Genomic DNA, 19,826 nt, shown 5'->3' on the forward strand with positions numbered 1-19,826 from the left:
AGGTAAATGAAGAAAAGGTAAAGGGAGGTTCATCAATTGAACATCTTTAATATTGCAGTGATGCACATTAAAAGAGATTTCAGGGACGTAAGAACTTTAGTTTTTATGTTAGCATTTCCGATTGTGCTTATGCTTGTGTTAGGAACAGCGTTAAGTAACGCATTTAATAGTGATAGTCAATCGATTAAGGATATACAAGTGCTATATAAAGATGAAGCGAGTAGCACATTTTCTCAATCATTTGAAGCATTTACGAAAGAAGTCGATAAAGCGGGTATTCATTTTAAGAAAGCTTCCGAAGGTATAGATGGGAAAGAGGAAGTGAAGCAAAATAAATATGCTGCCTATGTAGAATTAAATAAAGATGGTGCGAAATTTTATGGAAGTGACAGAAGTAGTATTGAAGGAAGTATTGTTGAAGGAATGCTTACGACATTTGTTGATAAGTACAATGTAGCGGCCGAAGTTGCAAAAGTAGATCCAAGTAAGGTTAACGCAGTTATTTCAAACGGAAATCATAATGATTATATTAAAGAAACATCTTTACAAGCTGCTAAAAAACCAGGTTCTATGGATTACTATGCGGTTGTAATGACAACGATGATAGCACTGTATGCTGCGATGGGAGCGAGTTTTTTAATTCGAGGAGAACGAATACGTAAAACAGGCGATCGTCTCATTGCGGCACCTATAAGTAAAGCTGAAATTTTCATTGGGAAAGTGCTCGGTAGTCTTGTAGCGAATGCACTTTGTTTACTACTTGTCGTTTTATTTAGTAAATTTGTTTTTCAAGCGAATTGGGGCGACCATCTTGGAATCATATTTATTATTTTACTAACAGAAGTCTTTCTAGCAATTAGCTTTGGCTTAGGGATCGGATATATTACAAAAACAGGTGAATCATCTAGAGCAATTATTATGGTTGTTGTGCAATTAGCTTCTATTTTTGGTGGTGCATATTTCATAGTGGAAGAAAATGTCGTTACGAATTTATCACCATTAACGTGGGCGAATACAGCCATTATGAAAATTATTTATGCAAATGATATTGGAGCAGCACTGCCAGTAATATCTTTAAACCTCGGAATTTCAGCACTCTTTTTATTAATTGCGATTATTGCATTACGTAGACGGGAGGGGCTATAGTATGAAAGACATTTTATGGCTCATACAAAAAACGTTATCTGTACTTCTGAAAAATAAAAAAGGTTTATTAATTATTATTAGCTTGCCGATAATAGGAACACTCATCTCCTTTTCGATATACGGAAATGTAGGGCAAGGAACGTTAAATATCGGGGTTATAAATAAAGAAAATCAGCCAATAGCAAATGATACAGTAAAATTTTTAGAAGGATTAAATCATGTAAATGTAAGTAAAGTTAAGGAGTCTGAAGTAGAAGATAAACTTACTTCAAAAAAACTTGATGGTGTTATTACATTAGATTCTGGTTTTTCCGAAAGTGTTCGAGAAGGGAAACCGAGTCATATTGAGATTTCATCGATTAAAGGCGATCAAGTAACGGGGTTTATAAAATCATATTTATATAACTATGTTGATACTATTGCCGCAATTAGTAAAGTGGCAGGGACGGATCAAAGTACGTTTGATAATATGTATGCAGGGTATCAAAAAAGTTCATTTAAAGTAAAGGCTGAGACACTTGAAGATACTTCGAAAAATAAGGATATGACAAATCAAACTATGGGTTACCTGATCATGTTTATGCTATTTTCAGCAGTGAACTTATCAGGATTTATCTTAAAAGAAAAAGAGAATAGAACGTACTTTAGATTATTATCAACGCCGATAGATGGGAAGAAATTTATATTATCTAATGTTGCAGTAAATATGATGATATTAACAGTACAAATTGTCATTGCAGTATTATTTATGACGAATGTTTTTCACACAAATATAAATATGCCTTTCATAGTGTTGATTGGTGTACTCATGCTATTTGCTTTAATAGCAATTGGTTTGTCATTAGTCATTGTGTCTTTTTCGAAAAGTTCAACTGCTTCAAATGCAATGCAAAATATAGTTATCGTACCAACATGTTTGCTTGCTGGATGTTATTTTCCATATGATATTATGCCGAAAGCGGTACAAAAGGTAGCTGATTTTCTTCCGCAGCGTTGGTTACTAGACACAATTTCAAAATTACAGCAAGGAATTCCGTTTTCTGAGTTGTATTTAAACATTTTAATTTTATTCGCTTTCGCGATAGCATTCTTCTTAATTGCTATTTATAAGTTTGGAAGAAATAATGATGCGAGGAATTTTGTTTAATGAGAAAAGGTGTGGCGTAATGCCACGCCTTTTTTGTTCGTAATTTAGAGTATCTTTTGTAATATAGGAATGCTTTTGTAGAGCACTTCATTATGTGAAGCACACACAACATATTTATTGTCAACTAAAAGAAAAACGCTATGCACAACAGCGTTACCATCACCATGTTTTGTTAGTATATCACCGAAGACGTTTCCATCTGCCCATTCCAGTTTTGAATGTGAAGGGACGACTTGTAAATATTGAATTGTTTCCACTCCATCTCCTGCAATGAGTGTAGTTTCAATATTTCTTTTCTCTATAACAAATCTATTTTCATTTAATGTATCGAGGAAGGGGTTTTTCGTTTGCATCTTACTATAAGGAAGAAAGGTAATAGAAGAGCCGGATCTTATAAATAAATAATTTCCGTAATCTTTACAAGGAATAACATCTTGTAATCCTGGAAAGTAAAGGTGGATCGCTTCGACTGGATTCATTTTATACAAGGTACTTAAGTAGTGTACGTACTGTTCCATATAGGAATGAACGATATTTATTTTAGAAGAGGCATGGACAGGGAGACTACCTCCAGTCCAATAACTATAATTGGGAGGAGATCCAGCGCTTGGTGTACAGAGTATAATAAGCTGCTCCACATCATTTTCATATTCTTCACTTTGAACGTAAGAACGTGCAAGAAGTCCGCCCAAACTATGACAAACTAAATTTAGTTTATCGCAACCTGTAAATTCTTTAACATAAGCAATCGTTTTTAATAAGTATTTTTGAGTAGAAAAAACAATACGCTGACGCCAGTCATAAAAACAGATAAACAAGTTTTGATTTCGTTTATATCCGATACTTTCTAACATCATGATGAATGGCTCATAAACAAACGCAGAAAGCCCAAAGTTCCAATTACCGGTACCGGGAATAATAATATTACTCATTGAACCGAAAAGACCTGGGATAAAAATAATAGGAGTTTTTCCTCTTTTCATATGCTTCTCTCCTTTAACTTTTTAACAGCCCATAAAAAGTAAGAAAGACATTTCGTATGAAAAAATAATTTAATGAAACACTACGAAATAGTAAGTAATATGAGCGGAAGGAAATCAAAATGATTAAAAAAATATTGCGAGTTACTTCTATTATTATTGCTATTTTCGTTTTTATTTTAATTTGGATGCATATCGATGTTACTTTAGGCAGGAAAATGGAAGCTGGGAAAAATATGCCGACAGAGTATGCACCTCATTATAGTGACTTTCAATTATATGTAGAAGGGAAGTCGTTTTATAAACAGTTGTTTACTGATATAAGGGAAGCGAAAAGTTCCATTTACACTTACTTTTTCATTTTGTCGGATGATAAAAGTAGCCATACTTTTTTAAACTTATTAAAAGAGAAGGCGAAAGAAGGAGTAAACGTATATTTATCGGTTGATTTAATTAATGATTTATCATTTGAAAGAAAGATGAAAAAAGAATTACAGGAAAGTGGTGTTCATTTTACATACAGTAGAAAACAAGAATTGCCATTCGGATTTTATTCACTTCACCATCGTAATCATCGCCGCATTACGACGATTGATGGGGAAATTGGCTATACGGGTGGCTTTAATATAGGAGATGAATATTTAGGGCAAGATAAGAAATTTGGATACTGGCGTGATTATCATGTACGACTCAGAGGAGAAGGAGCGAAAGATTTAGAAGAGCAGTTTTCCTTAGATTGGAAACGAGATACGAAAGAAGATATAAAAAGGAGTACGAATAAGGCTAGCAAAGGAAATACGCTACATACTATGACAAGTTATAACGGGCATTATGTTGCTCAAAAATATATAGCGTTAATAAAACAAGCGAAGCATTCGATTGTAATTACAACGCCTTATTTTATAGCGAAAAATAAAGCATTAATGAATGCTTTAATTGGAGCGCAAAAGCGTGGTGTTACAGTAAAAATACTTTGGTCATATAAACCGGATATTCCTCTTATTAAAGAGGCAGCATATCCTTATATACGTGAAGCTGTTAAAAACGGAATTACTGTGTATGGCTATAAAAAAGGGATGTTTCATGGAAAGTTAATGCTGATTGATAATGAATTAACTGTTATCGGTACAACGAACATAACTGCTCGTAGCTTCTACATAAATGATGAGATGAATTTGTATATTCATGGTGGATCTATCGTATCGGAAGTGAATGAGGCGTTAACACAAGATTTTCATGATTCGAAAGAAATGACGAAAGAGTTTTTTGAGAAGTTATCTTTTTGGGAGCGTTGTAAGGAGAAATTTGCGGGATTGGTTGATTTTTATTTGTGATAACTTAACTGAAATACCTGAAATTTAAAATATAGTGTGTGCAAAGAAGCATGTGAATATAGTAAATAGGAAGCTGTATTGTTTATTTAACAAGTAGAGAAGTAAGAAAGAACCTTCAAAAAACAGAAGGTTCTTTCTTATTTTATAATTCATTATTGGTAGTTAAAAAATAATCTGGTCTAGCGGGTGCTCCTCCGCCTTCACCTATATTCACAGCTTGATTTTTAAATGAATCATTAACGCCAAGTGCTAAGATACTAATAAGTGACATACCAATAACAGCTAGATAAAATTTCTTCATTATTTTAACGCTCCTTTTTCAGATTCTTTTTGTTGAGCTGTATTACTAATATAAAAATATTGACTTGCTTTAACGTGATTTTTCTCTGCGTAAAATTTTAAAGCTAAAATATCAGCGTATTCTTTAACGCATTCCCATAATTTTTCTTTTTCAAAGTATGTAATTCCTTCAGTTATGAATTTTTCTAAAGTTAGTGCAGGAACTTTAGCATTTAGTGCTTTTAGTATCATAAATCGATGTTGAAATTCTTTGTTTTTTATCTCATCACTTACTTTTAGGCCCTTTTCAATTAATTGAGCTGCATAGTTATTATTATCTAATTTATAGTATTCGAGTGCTTCCAAATAAAATGCTTTGTAGTGTGAAGGGTGATTTCTTGTTATTTCAGATATATGTCGGATTGCAAGTTTTGATAAATTTTGATTTGAATACAACCAAGCTAAGTTATGTCTTACCATAAGAATAGATTTTATATGATTATGCTTTTGGAATGTGTTTAGCGCATTATTTAAACTTTCTTCAGCTAATTCATAATGTTTCAAGTCAATACAACATAACCCTATAAAATTATCACATAATGCTACGTTTACCTCATAACCTTCATGCTTCGAAAATTCTTCTTTCGCAGCTTTAATATAATCTAAGGCTAAAACTTGTTTGTAGCTTTGATAATAAAAATACCCCATTCTATAATTAAACTCAGCGTGTTCCGCTGGCTCTGGGATATACTTTAGGAGTTCTTTTGCTTTTTCAAAGTGTTCAAATGCGTCAGTATAATTTGCGGTTAAAGTAAAATGAAAACCTTTGAAGAAATGGTAATAATAAGCTAAGAAGTCATCTGCAGGAGTTGTGAATGCGTTCATTTTATCAAAGCTATTCTGATTAATGCTTACCCAATCCATAAGAGCTTCGTATCGAAATTCTAGTAGGGAGTAGTATAAAGATAAATTTTGATCATCTTCTACATTTTTCATTTTACTATCTATTTGCATTTTTAATTCTTTTGCTTTATGTAGTTGTTGCTTTAACATGGTTTGGTACCAGTCATTTAATAATTCCATTATTTGATCATTCTCTAATTGAACATCCATAAAATCCTCCCCATCTTATATATATAGCGATTGATATTTATTACTAGAATAACAAAATAATATTGTAGTTAAGAGGGAGGGAGATATTTATCAATAAAATACAGAATATTCAGACTTTAATTAGAGACTCTATTGGGTTATCAGAAAAACTGTAATTTTATAACCGAAACATTCAATAAATTAAAACAATTAACGTGATATAATTTTATTAATGATTTTGAAACTAGAAGGGGTTTAAATGATGGGGAACTTTCAAAGTAATTTTCAAACGGCTACACAAATCGCCACTCAAATGAGAAATGCCTCGGATACAATCCAAAGTGCGACAAATCGTTCTATAACAAAGGCGAGCCGTACTACACTATCTGTTAATGCCCAGGCGCAAAAAACGAATCAACAAATGCTAGATTTGACTAGACAATTTTGTGGGGCCTTTCAACAAGCGATTGATAATATTCATTCTACAGCTAAGGAGTTTGAAAGAATGGATAATGAACTACAAAAGACATTTAGCTAATGTGACAACCTACGGTAAAGGGAGAAGATGTACATTTAAAAGATGTCAAAGTTGAGGATATTACTTATTCTAAGAGAACTAGAGAAGAAGCTGCACAACTTCGGAGGGAATTTGATAGAAGTGTGAGAAAAGAGTTTCTTAAAACCTTAGTTAATGACCCTGATAAGATTATTGAACTCAAGAATGCTGGTATAACAGATGCAGATATCGAATTAATGAAAAGAGGAAAACCTCCAATAGGATGGCAAGTGCATCATGATCTTCCCTTAGATGATGGTGGAACAAATACATTTGAAAATTTAACTTTGATACAAAATCATCCATATCATAAGGTTATAACTAATACACAACGTACGCTAACCAAAGGATTACAACCAGGTGACAGTGTAGACATAAGTTGGCCTATCCCAAAACACAACATCTATCCTAAAGGGGAATAAATAAATTTAGAAAGAGGTTTTTATATGTGGAAAGATCTAATTTTAGAAATCAAAGATATACTGGAAAGTGTTAATTATAAGCTGAATACACCTGCAACGGATACTGAAGTTCAGAGATTAAGAGAACATGCAAAAGAAAAATTAAATGTTGATTTACCAAGTGAATACGTAGAGTTTCTTAAAACTGTAAATAGTTTGGATTTTGATGGATTGGTCCTTTACGGAGTTGATTCTTTTTTACTAGAAACAGAAAAGGGTGAACAAATTTGTGGATTCATAGAAACGAATGAGATTTGGTATGAAAATGAATTTCAAAAAGAGTATCTTTTCTTTGGAGATTCAAATATTGCATGGTTCTGTAAAAATTTATCTGAAGGTACTTATCATGAACTGGATAAACCGTCTGGTACAGTGATGAACACGTATGATGATTTTAAAACAATGCTTGAGGAAGCATTAAAAATAACACTTCTCTAATACATGGATGAAAATTAACATAAGGAATTTATGTAGTATTCACTCATCTGAAAAGTACCTATGTAAAATGAACGATTATGTGACTACTGAAACGCTAAATATAGGTAAGCATAGTCCAGAGTATGTTATAGAAGTATACAGAGTGTTAAGTGAAGTTAAACGCTTTGGTGGGTACTTAAGCAGATTCAGTTGCTGCCTTGCCTAATATAAGAGAAAAGTTATTGGACGGAAATTAACTTAAATAATCTTAGATGCTTACTAGTTAAATTCTAAAGGAGTAAAAAGGCATGAAAATTTGGCAATTAAAAAGCTCGACTGATGATTATGAAACCTTTCAATTATTGAACTATGAAGAGGATAAAAAATATTTTAAAACTAGTTTTAATTCTATGGTGAGTTTGTCAGATTCATGGATGTCTAAGTTTATTGAGGTAACAGATGAAGGAAAGTCAAGTGATTCTCCTATGTTTTGGGGAAAGTCTGGTGTACAAATAATTAGCGAAAAAGCCAAGGATGTTTTAGAACCTATAGTAGGAGATAATATTGAATTTTTACCATTAATTCATAAACAAACACACAAAAAATACTATGCTATGCATGTTTTAAAGGTGTTGGAAGCACTTGATACTAATAAAACAATCTTTGATAAGTTAAGTTCAGGTTTAATAATAGGATGTAAAAAAATTGTATTTATTTCTTATGTTGTTCAGGACGAACCAGTTTTTAAATTGAATATAAATGGGAAGGTGCACCCTAACTATGTTTTAGTATCAGATCAATTCAAGAATGCAGTTTTAGAGAGTGATTTAAAAGGTTTTGAATTTATTGAAGTATGGGATTCAGAAGAGCTTTCGTAAAGGAATTCTAACGTTATTAATGACCCAGATAAGTTTACGATAAAAATTCAAGTCCCCTTGTTATATAAATTAGGGGACTATTGATCTTGCATTAACGAGCAGTAAGATTCCCTCTTCAAAATGCGGCTAAAGCAAAGAAGTTAGGTAGGAGATCAACTGCTCGTAAACGCCCGATTGGAGAAGGCTAATAATTAGTGGGGGGGCGACAAAACTTCCGATGAGAAATAATTATTATTCATGCACAAGCATCGAAACATCATCATTAATCAACGTTCCCACATGTTCTCCTAAACATATTTTCTTCATCACTCCAGGCTCATCAAAGTTAAAGACGTGTGCTGGTAAATTGTAGTCCCGAGCAAGTAATAAAGCCGCTTGATCCATTACTTGTATGTTTTCCCTAACAACATCATTATAGTTCAGTTTTTTATACATTTTCGCTGATTTATTATGTTTTGGATCACTTGTAAAGACACCGTCGACCCCTTGTTTTGCGACTAAAATGGCGTCACTATTCATTTCAATTGCTCTCTGTACACTTGGGTAATCTGTTGTAACGAATGGTTGCCCGTTACCACCACCGAAAATGACGACATAACCGTTATCTAAATGATGTACTGCTCTGAGGCGAATATAAGGTTCGGCTACTGCATTAAATGGGATGGATGTCATAACGCGTACTTCTTTATTTGTTTTACTTGTTAAAACGCCGCGTAGCATTAAGCTGTTAATTATTGTACCTAAAGTACCAATATTATCAGCTTCTACACGGTCAATTCCCCATTCCTCAGCTAGATGGCCTCTAAAAATGTTACCGCCGCCAATGACGATGGAGACCTCGATACCTAAATCAACAATCGATAAAATTTCATTTGCAATATGTTCTAATCGTTTGGAGTTAAAGCTATTTCCCGATTGATCGGCAAGTGCTCCGCCGCTTAATTTAATTAAGACACGTTTATATGGCTTCATAACAATTCCCCCTATATAGATTGCAATAAAAAAGGAACAAAGGCGAATGCCTTTGTTCCTTCGTAAGAAAATGAAATAGAAAAGAAATAGATATGATGAACTTCTTCACGTGATTTTTCATAACATCCACTCCTTTTCATCTCCATTTATTTTGAATACGTATATCTTTTAGATTATACGAAATAATCTGATGTTTTATCAAGGTTATTTTATTTCTTTTGTATAAAAAGTGTCAATGAATATTATAAGAAAAAAATTTGAATTTTTTGTGACAAACTTGTAGGTTTTTGTATGATTTTGTAGGTTCGCCTATATGATGTGTGAGTAAGCTTTTATAAATACTAAATGAAAGCGTTCGCATAAAGGGGATGAACATAAATGAAAAAATTCGGATTGGCAACACAAATTTTTGTCGCACTTGTTTTAGGGATTGTAGTAGGGGCAATCTTTTATGGCAATAAAACGGCGATTTCTTATATCACACCAGTTGGGGATATATTTATTCACTTAATTAAGATGATTGTAGTACCTATTGTTATTTCAGCATTAATTGTTGCGGTAGCTGGTGTAGGAGATATGAAAAAGCTTGGGAAACTGGGCGGTAAGACAATTCTTTATTTCGAGATCATTACGACGATTGCTATTTTAATGGGATTACTTGCAGCGAATATATTCCAACCAGGTACTGGCGTTGATATGAATAATTTACAGCAAAGTGATATTTCTTCTTATAAACAAACAGCAGATGCTACAGAGAAGAAAGGTTTTGCTGAAACGATTGTTCATATTGTACCGAAAAATATATTTGAGTCTATTACACAAGGTGACTTATTACCGATTATATTCTTCTCAGTACTATTCGGTTTAGGAGTTGCGGCAATTGGAGAAAAAGGAAAGCCTGTTTTTAACTTTTTTGAAGGTGTACTCGAAGCGATGTTTTGGGTTACAAATCAAGTTATGAAATTTGCACCATTTGGTGTATTCGCATTAATTGCTGTTACGGTTGCAAAATTTGGTGTGTCCACACTACTTCCTTTAGGAAAACTAGTGCTAGCTGTATACGTAACTGTTATACTATTCGTTGTGATTGTATTAGGTATTAATGCACGAATGGTAGGAGTAAACATTTTTACATTAATGAAAATTTTAAAAGAAGAACTTATTCTTTCATTTACGACAGCAAGTTCAGAAGCTGTTTTACCTAATATAATGAGAAAGATGGAAGAGTTCGGTTGTCCAAAGGCAGTTGCCTCTTTCGTAATTCCGACAGGTTATACATTTAACTTGACTGGGTCAGCTATTTATCAAGCGTTAGCGGCATTGTTTGTTGCACAAATGTACGGTATACACATGTCACTGACAGAGCAAATAACGTTATTATTCGTTCTCATGTTAACATCCAAAGGTATGGCGGGAGTTCCGGGGGCATCATTCGTTGTTGTATTAGCGACGTTAGGATCAATGGGCTTACCGCTAGAAGGTATCGCATTAATTGCGGGAATTGACCGTATTTTAGATATGATTCGCTCAGCTGTCAATGTATTAGGAAATGCATTAGCTGCCATTGTTATGTCGAAGTGGGAAGGCGAATTCGATGATGAGAAAGCAAAACAATATGTAGAAACAGTCAAACAAACAAAAGCAGCATAAGAAATCGTTAAGGAGTGAAAAGTCATGGCAACATTAACTGAAGTTAAAAATGGAGTGCGAATTGAAAAAGATTTTTTAGGTGAAAAAGAAGTGCCAAATTATGCGTACTACGGTGTACAAACAATGCGTGCAGTAGAGAATTTCCCAATTACAGGATACAAAGTCCATGAAGGTTTAATTAAAGCGTTAGCAATTGTAAAAAAAGCGGCAGCACTTGCTAATGCAGATGTAGGAAGATTGGAATTGAAAAAGGGTGGTGCTATCGCAGAAGCATCACAAGAAATCCTTGAGGGGAAATGGCATGATCATTTCATCGTTGATCCAATTCAAGGTGGTGCAGGAACTTCAATGAATATGAACGCAAATGAAGTCATTGCCAATCGTGCTCTTGAATTATTAGGAATGGAAAAGGGAGACTATGATTATATTAGTCCAAACAGTCATGTAAATATGGCACAATCAACAAACGATGCGTTCCCAACAGCGATTCATATTGCAACATTAAATGCATTAGAAGGCTTATTACAAACGATGGGTTATATGCATGATGTATTTGAATTAAAAGCAGAACAGTTCGATCATGTTATTAAAATGGGTCGTACACATTTACAAGATGCTGTGCCAATTCGTCTTGGACAAGAATTTAAAGCATACTCTCGCGTACTTGAACGTGATATGAAACGTATCAAGCAATCACGCCAACATCTATATGAAGTAAATATGGGAGCAACTGCAGTTGGTACAGGCTTAAATGCGGATCCAGAATATATTGAAGCAGTTGTAAAACATTTAGCTACAATTAGCGAACTACCACTTGTTGGTGCAGAAGATTTAGTAGATGCAACTCAAAATACGGATGCGTACACTGAAGTATCTGCAGCACTTAAAGTATGTATGATGAATATGTCTAAAATTGCGAATGACCTTCGTCTAATGGCATCAGGTCCACGCGTTGGATTAGCGGAAATTATGCTACCAGCTCGTCAACCAGGTTCATCTATTATGCCAGGGAAAGTAAACCCTGTTATGCCAGAAGTAATTAATCAAATTGCGTTCCAAGTAATTGGTAACGACCATACAATTTGCCTTGCTTCAGAAGCAGGACAATTAGAATTAAATGTTATGGAACCAGTACTTGTTTTCAACTTACTTCAATCTATTAGCATTATGAATAACGGTTTCCGTGCCTTTACAGATAATTGCTTAAAAGGAATTGAAGCGAATGAAGATCGCTTAAAAGAGTACGTTGAGAAGAGTGTAGGAATTATTACAGCCGTGAACCCTCATATCGGTTATGAAGCAGCAGCTCGCGTTGCGAAAGAAGCAATTGCGACAGGGCAATCCGTTCGAGAACTATGTGTAAAAAATGGTGTATTGTCACAAGCAGAATTAGAGTTAATTCTAGATCCATTCGAAATGACACACCCAGGGATTGCAGGAGCAACTCTTTTAAAGAAAAATTAAAAGAAGAGGGGGACAATCCCCTCTTTTTTGTTTACAATATAGAAATGTTATATATGAATAGAGGTAGGGATGTTATGAGTAAGTTTACAGTGGCTTCTAATGGTTCGTTAGAAACGACATTAAGAGGAGTAGAAGTATTATCAACACCACTTTTAAATAAAGGGGTAGCTTTCACGCAAGAAGAAAGAGAAGAATTAGGTTTAAAAGGGTTATTACCACCAGCAGTTTTAACGCTAGATGAACAAGCGCGTAGAGCGTATGAGCAATTTTGTTCTCAGCCGGATGATTTATTAAAGAATGTATACTTAACAGCGTTACATGATCGAAATGAAGTATTATTTTATCGTATTTTAACAGAGCATTTACGTGAAATGTTACCAATCGTATATACACCTACTGTTGGTGTAGCAATTCAAAGATATAGCCATGAATATCGTAAACCACGCGGTGTATATTTATCAGTTAACGATCCTTCGGGTATTGAAGAAGCGTTCTCAAATATCGGTGCAACAGCTGAAAATATTGACTTAGTCGTTGTAACAGATGGAGAAGGCATATTAGGAATTGGTGACTGGGGTGTTGGTGGTATTAACATTGCGATTGGAAAGCTAGCTGTTTATACGGCCGCAGTTGGAATCGATCCTAGTCGCGTGTTACCTGTAATTTTAGATGTAGGTACAAACCGTGAGGATCTATTAAACAATCCGTTTTATATTGGAAATCGCCATCCACGTGTAACTGGTGAAGATTACGATGAATTTATTGATACATTTGTACAAGCTGTAGGCAATAAGTTCCCGAAAGCACTTTTACATTGGGAGGACTTCAGTTCTCGTAATGCACGAAAAATTTTAGATAAATATCGTCATGATGTATGTACGTTTAATGATGACATTCAAGGTACAGGTGCAGTTTCACTTGCTGCAGTATTATCGGCAGTGAAAGCTTCTGGTGTACCTTTAAATGAACACCGAGTAGTTGTGTTTGGTGCGGGTACAGCTGGAATCGGTATCGCAGATCAAGTGAGAGATGCGCTGGTTCGCGTAGGATTATCAGAGCAAGAAGCACATGAGCGTTTCTGGTGTATTGACCGTAACGGGTTAATTACAGATGATATGGAAGATCTTCTTGATTTCCAAGTTCCATATGCAAGAAAAGAAGCTGAAGTGAAGGATTGGAAACAAAGTGATGCTATCGGACTTGCTGAAGTTGTGAAACATGTAAAACCGACAATTTTAATCGGTACATCAACTGTTGCTGGTGCATTCAAAGAAGAGATTATTAAAGAAATGGCTTCTCATGTAGAAAGACCAATTATTTTACCAATGTCGAATCCAACGCCACTTGCTGAAGCGAAACCAGTAGATTTAATCGAGTGGACAGAAGGAAGAGCGTTAGTTGCAACAGGAAGTCCGTTTGATCCAGTTACATACAATGGTGTAACGTATGTTATCGGGCAATCAAATAACGCACTTATTTTCCCAGGGCTTGGTCTTGGTACAATTGTTGTGCGTGCAAGCGTAATGACAGACGGTATGTTTGCGGCGGCAGCAGAAGCGGTTGCAAGTATGGTAGATACAAGTCAGCCAGGTGCACCGATCTTACCAGAAGTGGAAGAGTTACGTAATATCTCTGAAATGGTTGCAATTGAAGTAGCGAAAGTTGCAGTTGCAGAAGGTGTTGCTAGAGAGAACTTAAGTGATAACGATATCAAAATTGCAGTGAAAGAATCAATATGGAAGCCTGAGTACCGTCAAATAAAAGCGGTAGAAAAGGTTAGAATATAGAAAAAAAGCCCGTTTATTATAATAAGCGGGCTTTCCGTTTACATTTTTGAAAAAATACATAGGAAGTGGCATCTTTGAATTGGAATCAATTATGGAAGAAAGATATATCTCTTTTAATTATTTTAATGATTGTTGTCCCAATTGCTGGAGAGCTAAATTTTCATCCTTTCAACGATACGTTTCGCGTTAGCTTTGGGACACCGCTTTTCTTCTTTTTATTACTATTTTTAAGAAGAATACCAGCGGCGGTTGCAGGTATTCTTGTTGGTATATCTGTAGTCTTATTCCGTGTATGTCTTGACTGGGTGTTGCAAGGGTCTTTTTATATGACAGAATCATTTTATTTGCGCTATCCTGTGTTCTTTTATTATTTTATTTATGGAAGTCTTTTTTCGCTTTGTAGGGTGAATAAGTTCCATCAGAAGCCAATTATAATTGGCTACCTTGGGATTACAATTGAAATTATTGCAAGTATGTCAGAACTTGCAATTTATCATATGGTAGTACTTGGTACCACGATAACAATTTCTGAAGTGAATAAGCTAATCATTATTGCTATTTTCCGTAGTTTCTTTGCGCTTGGTTTTTTAAATATGATGAATTTATATGAAACGAAATTAAAAGAATCACAAGTTCGAAAAGAAAATGAAAATATGTTGATGCATCTTTCTAACTTATATGTGGAATCTGTTCATTTGAAAAAAACGTTACAAAATGCGGAGTTAATTACACAAGAAGCGTATCAATTATATCGGAATTTACAAGCGAACGATGATTCAAGTAGTAAAACAGCATTGAAAATAGCGGGAGAAGTGCACGAAATAAAAAAGGATAATCAAAGGATTTTTGCGGGATTATCTAAACTGTTATTAGATAAAAATGTAGCTGAGTATGTAGAAGGACATGAGCTTGCGGAAATGATTGTGAGAATAAATGAGAAGTACGCTGAAATGTTGGAAAAAGAAATACGTTTTTCTAAACATATTGAAGGTGAGCATGCAGAATATCATGTGTATACGGTCTTATCAATTTTTAATAATTTAGTTGCAAATGCGGTTGAAGCAATTGAGGGTAGTGGTGCTATCATTATTAAGTTATATAAACTTGATAAACGTATATTTTTTGAAGTAATTGACGATGGGCCTGGTATTGCGCAAAAATATAAAAAACTAGTATTTAAGCCAGGATTTACTTCAAAGTATGATCAAACGGGAACACCATCAACAGGAATTGGACTTTCTTACATAAACGAAATGGTAACAGAGCTCGGAGGAGAAGTAAGATTGGAAGACCTGGAAACTGGTGAAGGGTGTAAGTTTGTCGTTTGTTTACCGGAGTGCAGTTTAAAGCAGGAAGGGGAATAAAGTTGTTTTATTATATCGTAGATGATGATGAAGTTTTCCGATCCATGCTTTCACAAATCATTGAAGATGGCGATCTTGGGGAAGTAATTGGAGAATCGGAAGACGGAGCTTTTATTGAAGCAGATCAACTAAATTTTAAAAAAGTAGATATTTTATTTATTGATTTATTAATGCCCATGCGAGATGGGATTGAAACAGTTCGCCATATTGCATCCTCTTTTTCAGGGAAAATCATTATGATCTCTCAAGTTGAATCGAAACAGCTTATTGGTGAGGCGTATACACTTGGTGTTGAATATTATATTACAAAACCATTGAATAAAATTGAGGTTATATCTGTTGTACGTAAAGTAATGGAACGTATTCGTTTAGAGCGCTCTATACATGATATTCAAAAATCATTGAATAACGTTTTTAAGTGGGAACAGCCGCAAGTTCGAAATGAGCCAATGCAAGAAGGAAAAAGAATAGCAGATTCAGGACGCTATTTATTATCAGAACTCGGTATTGCGGGAGAGAATGGAAGTAAAGATTTACTTAGTATGCTGGAATATTTATATGGACAAGAAAAAGCACAAACATTTGAATTTGGATTTCCTGCGTTAAAAGATATTTTTCACCATATAACTATAAGGAAATTAGAGAATATAGCTTCAGATACACATATAGATAAGGAGAGAAAAGCATCTGAACAAAGAGTACGTAGAGCGATTTATCAATCGTTAAATCACTTAGCTTCCCTTGGATTAACAGACTTTTCAAATCCGAAATTTGAAAGCTATGCTCCGAAATTTTTTGATTTCACTGTAGTTAGAAAACGAATGACAGAAATGACAAAGGAAGAAGTAGCAACTTCTGGACATACGCGAATTAATACGAAAAAGTTTATTCAAGTGTTGTATTTTGAGGCGAAACGGTTGATGGAGATAGAGTGAAAAAAGGTGCTTATAAATGAGCATCTTTTTTTATTAAATCTACATTTTATATTTTCTCGTAGAGCATGTAAAATGTTAGTTAAGAGAAACTGGTTTTAAATTAAGGAAGTGTCAAAACAATGGGTTTTACATTAAATAAATCGATTATTAAAGAAGTATGCGGAGAGACCTCATATAAAAGAGGCGAAGCTTATTATAAATCAAATAAAGTAATAATAAATCATTATGATGAAAATAAAGAAATTTGCGAGGCGACGGTAAAAGGGAACGAAGATTTTCATGTTACAGTAGAAAAAGCTAAAAAAGGTGATGTTGTTGCGAAATGTAGTTGTCCTTCGTTAGCGTCTTTTCAAACGTACTGTCAACATGTTGCGGCAGTATTGATACAAATAAATCATAATCAGCAAACCGGTGGAATGCTGCCTATTAGTAGCGGAAACATGAGCGGAAATGAACAATTAACAAGCGGGATGTTTCAGTTGTTTGCAGAACAACCACTGAGGCCAAAAAGTAAACAACACCGTTTTGATACACGTGAAATACTTGATATTGAGTTTAATTGTACACCAGTAGTTACGAAAAATGGTGGGGCACTTCTTGGGGTTCAGTTGAAGATCGCCAAAACGTATTTCGTAAATCATATTAGAGAATTTCTTTCTAAAGTGGAGAAAAGAGAGGCTTTTAATTGTTCCAATGAATTTACATACACACCAGATGTACATAGCTTCAAGCAAGAAACGGATGCGATTATTCAGCAACTTATTAAAATGTATCATAATGAAAAAATGTATGAAGATACACTAGAAGTACACGCAAAACAAGATGATAGCATGATTTTAATACCGCCAGCTTCGTGGATGGATATGCTTTCTTTACTTTCTAAAACTGAGTGTGTGAGACTTAATCAAGATGGACAATCTTTTCACGGTTTACAAATTTCAAAAGGACTACTGCCTTTACATTTTGAGTTTAATAAAGGGAGTAACGGTGGGTTTACACTTTATATTGACGGCTTACAACAAGTAGAAGTAATGGATACGTATAGTTATGCTCTATTTGGAGGGAAACTGTATCAGTTGAATGCTGAGGATTGTAAGCGGCTTATCGAATTACAAAAAATGATGAATCGTTCTAGTAGTAACCAATTGTATATTCCAGCAGATAAGATGGAACACTTTGTAGCAAAAGTTGTACCAGGATTAATGAAGCTTGGTACTGTGCGAATTGATGAAGTAATATCAAATCGTGTTGAAACGCCTTCGCTAAAAGCAAAATTATATTTAGATCGAGTGAAAAATCGCTTGTTAGCAGGTCTCGAATTTCATTATGGAAACGTCGTGATTAATCCGTTAGAAGAGGATGGGCAGCCATCTGTTTTTAATCGTGATGAGAAAAAGGAAAAAGAGATTTTAGACATTATGAGTGAAAGTGCCTTTGCAAAGACAGAAGGCGGTTATTTTATGCATAATGAAGAAGCTGAGTATAACTTTTTATATTACGTTGTTCCAACGTTAAAAGGTTTAGTTGATATTTATGCGACGACAGCAATCAAATTACGAATTCATAAAGGAGATACAGCTCCTCTTATACGAGTTAGAAGGAAAGAGAGAATTGATTGGTTATCATTCCGCTTTGATATAAAAGGTATTCCAGAGGCAGAAATTAAAGGGGTATTAGTCGCTCTTGAGGAGAAGCGCAAATATTATCGTTTAGCAAGTGGTGCTTTACTATCACTTGAGAGTAAAGAGTTTAATGACATTAATCAGTTTATAAAAGAATCTAGTATTCGAAAAGAATTTTTAAAGGGCGAAGAAATAGATGTCCCTCTTATTCGTAGTGTGAAATGGATGAATTCATTGCAAGAAGGAAACGTATTAAGTTTAGATGAGTCTGTTCAAGAATTGGTAGAGAACATTCAAAACCCTAAAAAGCTGAAGTTTACGGTGCCAAGTGGCTTAGATGCGATAATGAGAGAGTATCAAATATACGGATTCCAGTGGATGAAAACACTTGCCTATTATCGTTTTGGTGGCATTTTAGCTGATGATATGGGACTTGGGAAAACGTTGCAAAGTATTGCTTTTATAGACTCTGTTTTGCCGGAAATTCGAGAGAAGAAACTGCCTATATTAGTTGTTTCTCCGTCTTCCCTTGTTTACAACTGGCTTAGCGAGTTAAAAAAATTCGCTCCACATATTAGAGCTGTTATTGCAGATGGAAATCAAGAAGAGCGCCGAAAAGTTTTAAAAGATGTAACGAAATTTGATGTAGTAATTACGTCCTATCCTTTACTAAGAAGAGATATAAGATTATATGCAATGCCATTTCATACGCTATTTCTTGATGAAGCACAAGCATTTAAAAATCATACGACGCAAACTGCAAGAGCAGTAAAAACAGTTCAGGCGGAGTACCGTTTTGGACTAACAGGAACGCCTGTAGAAAATTCATTAGAAGAGCTATGGTCTATCTTCCACGTCGTCTTCCCAGAATTATTACCAGGAAGAAAAGAGTTCGGTGATTTAAGACGTGAAGATATTGCGAAGCGGGTAAAACCTTTCGTGTTAAGAAGGTTAAAGGAAGATGTATTACAGGAGCTACCAAAAAAAATTGAGCACTTACAATCATCAGAACTTTTACCAGATCAAAAGAGGCTTTACGCAGCTTATTTAGCAAAGTTAAGAGAAGAAACGTTAAAACATTTGGATAAAGATACGTTACGTAAAAATAAAATTCGGGTTTTAGCTGGTTTAACGAGACTACGGCAAATTTGTTGTCATCCTGCTTTGTTTGTTGATGATTATAAAGGCAGTTCAGCCAAATTTGAACAACTTTTAGAGATTTTAGAGGAATGTAGAAGTACAGGGAAGCGAATTTTAATTTTTTCTCAATTTACGAAGATGCTTTCAATAATCGGACGAGAATTAAACCGTCAAGCAGTTCCATACTTTTATTTAGACGGGAGTACACCAGCGCAAGAACGTGTAGAGCTATGCAATCGTTTTAACGAAGGAGAAGGGGATTTATTTCTTATCTCGTTAAAAGCTGGTGGTACCGGTTTGAATTTAACAGGTGCAGATACGGTAATATTGTATGATTTATGGTGGAATCCAGCTGTTGAACAACAAGCAGCGGATAGAGCGTATCGAATGGGACAAAAAAATACAGTGCAAGTGATTAAGTTAGTAGCACATGGAACAATTGAAGAAAAAATGCACGAGTTACAAGAGAGTAAGAAAAATTTAATTGCTGAAATTATTGAGCCGGGGGAAGAAAAACTGTCTTCAATAACGGAGGAAGAAATTCGAGATATCCTTATGATTTAATATGGAAAAAAGCTATGCTTTCAAATTTATGAGAGCAT

17 protein-coding genes and 1 pseudogene are annotated in these 19,826 nt (G+C 34.6%); 14 read left to right on the top strand and 4 right to left on the bottom strand.

All coding sequences use genetic code 11. From position 1 onward, the window contains the following. Positions 1-36: 36 nt before the first annotated feature. Positions 37-1,146 carry an ABC transporter permease gene (locus MHB76_RS08695; RefSeq protein ID WP_078173107.1) on the top strand — a complete coding sequence of 370 codons (1,110 nt, stop codon included), beginning with the start codon at positions 37-39 and terminating at the stop codon, positions 1,144-1,146. 1 nt (position 1,147) lies between these two features. Beyond that, positions 1,148-2,293 (top strand): ABC transporter permease, encoded by a 1,146-nt coding sequence (locus MHB76_RS08700; protein ID WP_078173108.1) that lies wholly within the window; start codon positions 1,148-1,150, stop codon positions 2,291-2,293. Positions 2,294-2,337: 44 nt separating this feature from the next. On the opposite strand, the gene MHB76_RS08705 is transcribed toward MHB76_RS08700, so the two are convergent. After that, positions 2,338-3,276, bottom strand: a complete 939-nt coding sequence (locus MHB76_RS08705; protein WP_078173109.1) for an esterase/lipase family protein — start codon at positions 3,274-3,276, stop codon at positions 2,338-2,340. A 119-nt stretch (positions 3,277-3,395) separates the two neighbouring features. Here MHB76_RS08705 and cls point away from each other — a divergent pair, with 119 nt between their 5' ends. After that, positions 3,396-4,607 carry a cardiolipin synthase gene (cls, locus tag MHB76_RS08710; protein WP_078173110.1) on the top strand — a complete coding sequence of 404 codons (1,212 nt, stop codon included), beginning with the start codon at positions 3,396-3,398 and terminating at the stop codon, positions 4,605-4,607. Positions 4,608-4,749: 142 nt separating this feature from the next. Here the strand turns inward: cls and MHB76_RS08715 are convergent, their stop codons facing one another. Both MHB76_RS08715 and MHB76_RS08720 read right to left on the bottom strand, forming a co-directional pair. Continuing rightward, positions 4,750-4,908, bottom strand: coding sequence for a Phr family secreted Rap phosphatase inhibitor (locus tag MHB76_RS08715; RefSeq protein ID WP_002200964.1), 159 nt, complete (start codon positions 4,906-4,908; stop codon positions 4,750-4,752). Beyond that, on the bottom strand, positions 4,908-5,999 hold the full coding sequence (locus MHB76_RS08720; protein ID WP_078173111.1) for a response regulator aspartate phosphatase: 1,092 nt from the start codon (positions 5,997-5,999) through the stop codon (positions 4,908-4,910). Before MHB76_RS08720 ends, MHB76_RS08715 begins: the two co-directional genes overlap by 1 nt. Before the next feature lie 238 nt (positions 6,000-6,237). Here MHB76_RS08720 and MHB76_RS08725 point away from each other — a divergent pair, with 238 nt between their 5' ends. From MHB76_RS08725 to MHB76_RS08740, 5 genes and pseudogenes are all read left to right on the top strand, one after another. Then, complete coding sequence (locus tag MHB76_RS08725) at positions 6,238-6,516, top strand: TIGR04197 family type VII secretion effector (RefSeq protein ID WP_002200962.1); 279 nt, start codon at positions 6,238-6,240, stop codon at positions 6,514-6,516. Positions 6,517-6,638: 122 nt separating this feature from the next. Beyond that, positions 6,639-6,956, top strand: a complete 318-nt coding sequence (locus MHB76_RS08730) for an HNH endonuclease signature motif containing protein (protein WP_078173112.1) — start codon at positions 6,639-6,641, stop codon at positions 6,954-6,956. 24 nt (positions 6,957-6,980) lie between these two features. Next, on the top strand, positions 6,981-7,433 hold the full coding sequence (locus tag MHB76_RS08735; protein ID WP_002200960.1) for a YrhA family protein: 453 nt from the start codon (positions 6,981-6,983) through the stop codon (positions 7,431-7,433). Positions 7,434-7,497: 64 nt separating this feature from the next. Continuing rightward, positions 7,498-7,669: pseudogene (locus MHB76_RS26280) on the top strand (cytoplasmic protein); the annotation flags it as partial. 51 nt (positions 7,670-7,720) lie between these two features. Then, the gene (locus MHB76_RS08740) at positions 7,721-8,290 is read left to right on the top strand and encodes an imm11 family protein (RefSeq protein ID WP_078173113.1); all 570 of its coding nucleotides are present in this window, start codon (positions 7,721-7,723) and stop codon (positions 8,288-8,290) included. Between the two features lie 231 nt (positions 8,291-8,521). Here MHB76_RS08740 and pyrH read toward each other — a convergent pair whose 3' ends face one another. Then, complete coding sequence (gene pyrH, locus MHB76_RS08745) at positions 8,522-9,262, bottom strand: UMP kinase (RefSeq protein ID WP_078173114.1); 741 nt, start codon at positions 9,260-9,262, stop codon at positions 8,522-8,524. Positions 9,263-9,640: 378 nt separating this feature from the next. Here pyrH and MHB76_RS08750 point away from each other — a divergent pair, with 378 nt between their 5' ends. The 6 genes from MHB76_RS08750 to MHB76_RS08775 all read left to right on the top strand — a co-directional run bounded on the left by MHB76_RS08750 (position 9,641) and on the right by MHB76_RS08775 (position 19,788). Next, positions 9,641-10,912: a cation:dicarboxylate symporter family transporter gene (locus MHB76_RS08750; RefSeq protein WP_002158405.1), complete on the top strand. Its 1,272-nt coding sequence runs from the start codon at positions 9,641-9,643 to the stop codon at positions 10,910-10,912. A gap of 24 nt (positions 10,913-10,936) precedes the next feature. Continuing rightward, positions 10,937-12,376: an aspartate ammonia-lyase gene (gene aspA, locus MHB76_RS08755; protein WP_002200956.1), complete on the top strand. Its 1,440-nt coding sequence runs from the start codon at positions 10,937-10,939 to the stop codon at positions 12,374-12,376. Positions 12,377-12,450: 74 nt separating this feature from the next. Then, complete coding sequence (malS, locus tag MHB76_RS08760; protein WP_078173226.1) at positions 12,451-14,163, top strand: oxaloacetate-decarboxylating malate dehydrogenase; 1,713 nt, start codon at positions 12,451-12,453, stop codon at positions 14,161-14,163. A 65-nt stretch (positions 14,164-14,228) separates the two neighbouring features. Then, positions 14,229-15,527 carry a sensor histidine kinase gene (locus MHB76_RS08765; RefSeq protein WP_078173115.1) on the top strand — a complete coding sequence of 433 codons (1,299 nt, stop codon included), beginning with the start codon at positions 14,229-14,231 and terminating at the stop codon, positions 15,525-15,527. 2 nt (positions 15,528-15,529) lie between these two features. Further along, entirely contained in the window at positions 15,530-16,462 is a 933-nt protein-coding gene (locus MHB76_RS08770; RefSeq protein ID WP_002158401.1) for a response regulator, read from the top strand. Between the two features lie 119 nt (positions 16,463-16,581). Continuing rightward, positions 16,582-19,788 (top strand): DEAD/DEAH box helicase, encoded by a 3,207-nt coding sequence (locus MHB76_RS08775; protein WP_078173116.1) that lies wholly within the window; start codon positions 16,582-16,584, stop codon positions 19,786-19,788. Positions 19,789-19,826: the final 38 nt, after the last annotated feature.

Source organism: Bacillus sp. FSL M7-1345 (assembly GCF_038006985.1).
GTDB classification, from domain to species: domain Bacteria; phylum Bacillota; class Bacilli; order Bacillales; family Bacillaceae_G; genus Bacillus_A; species Bacillus_A cereus_U.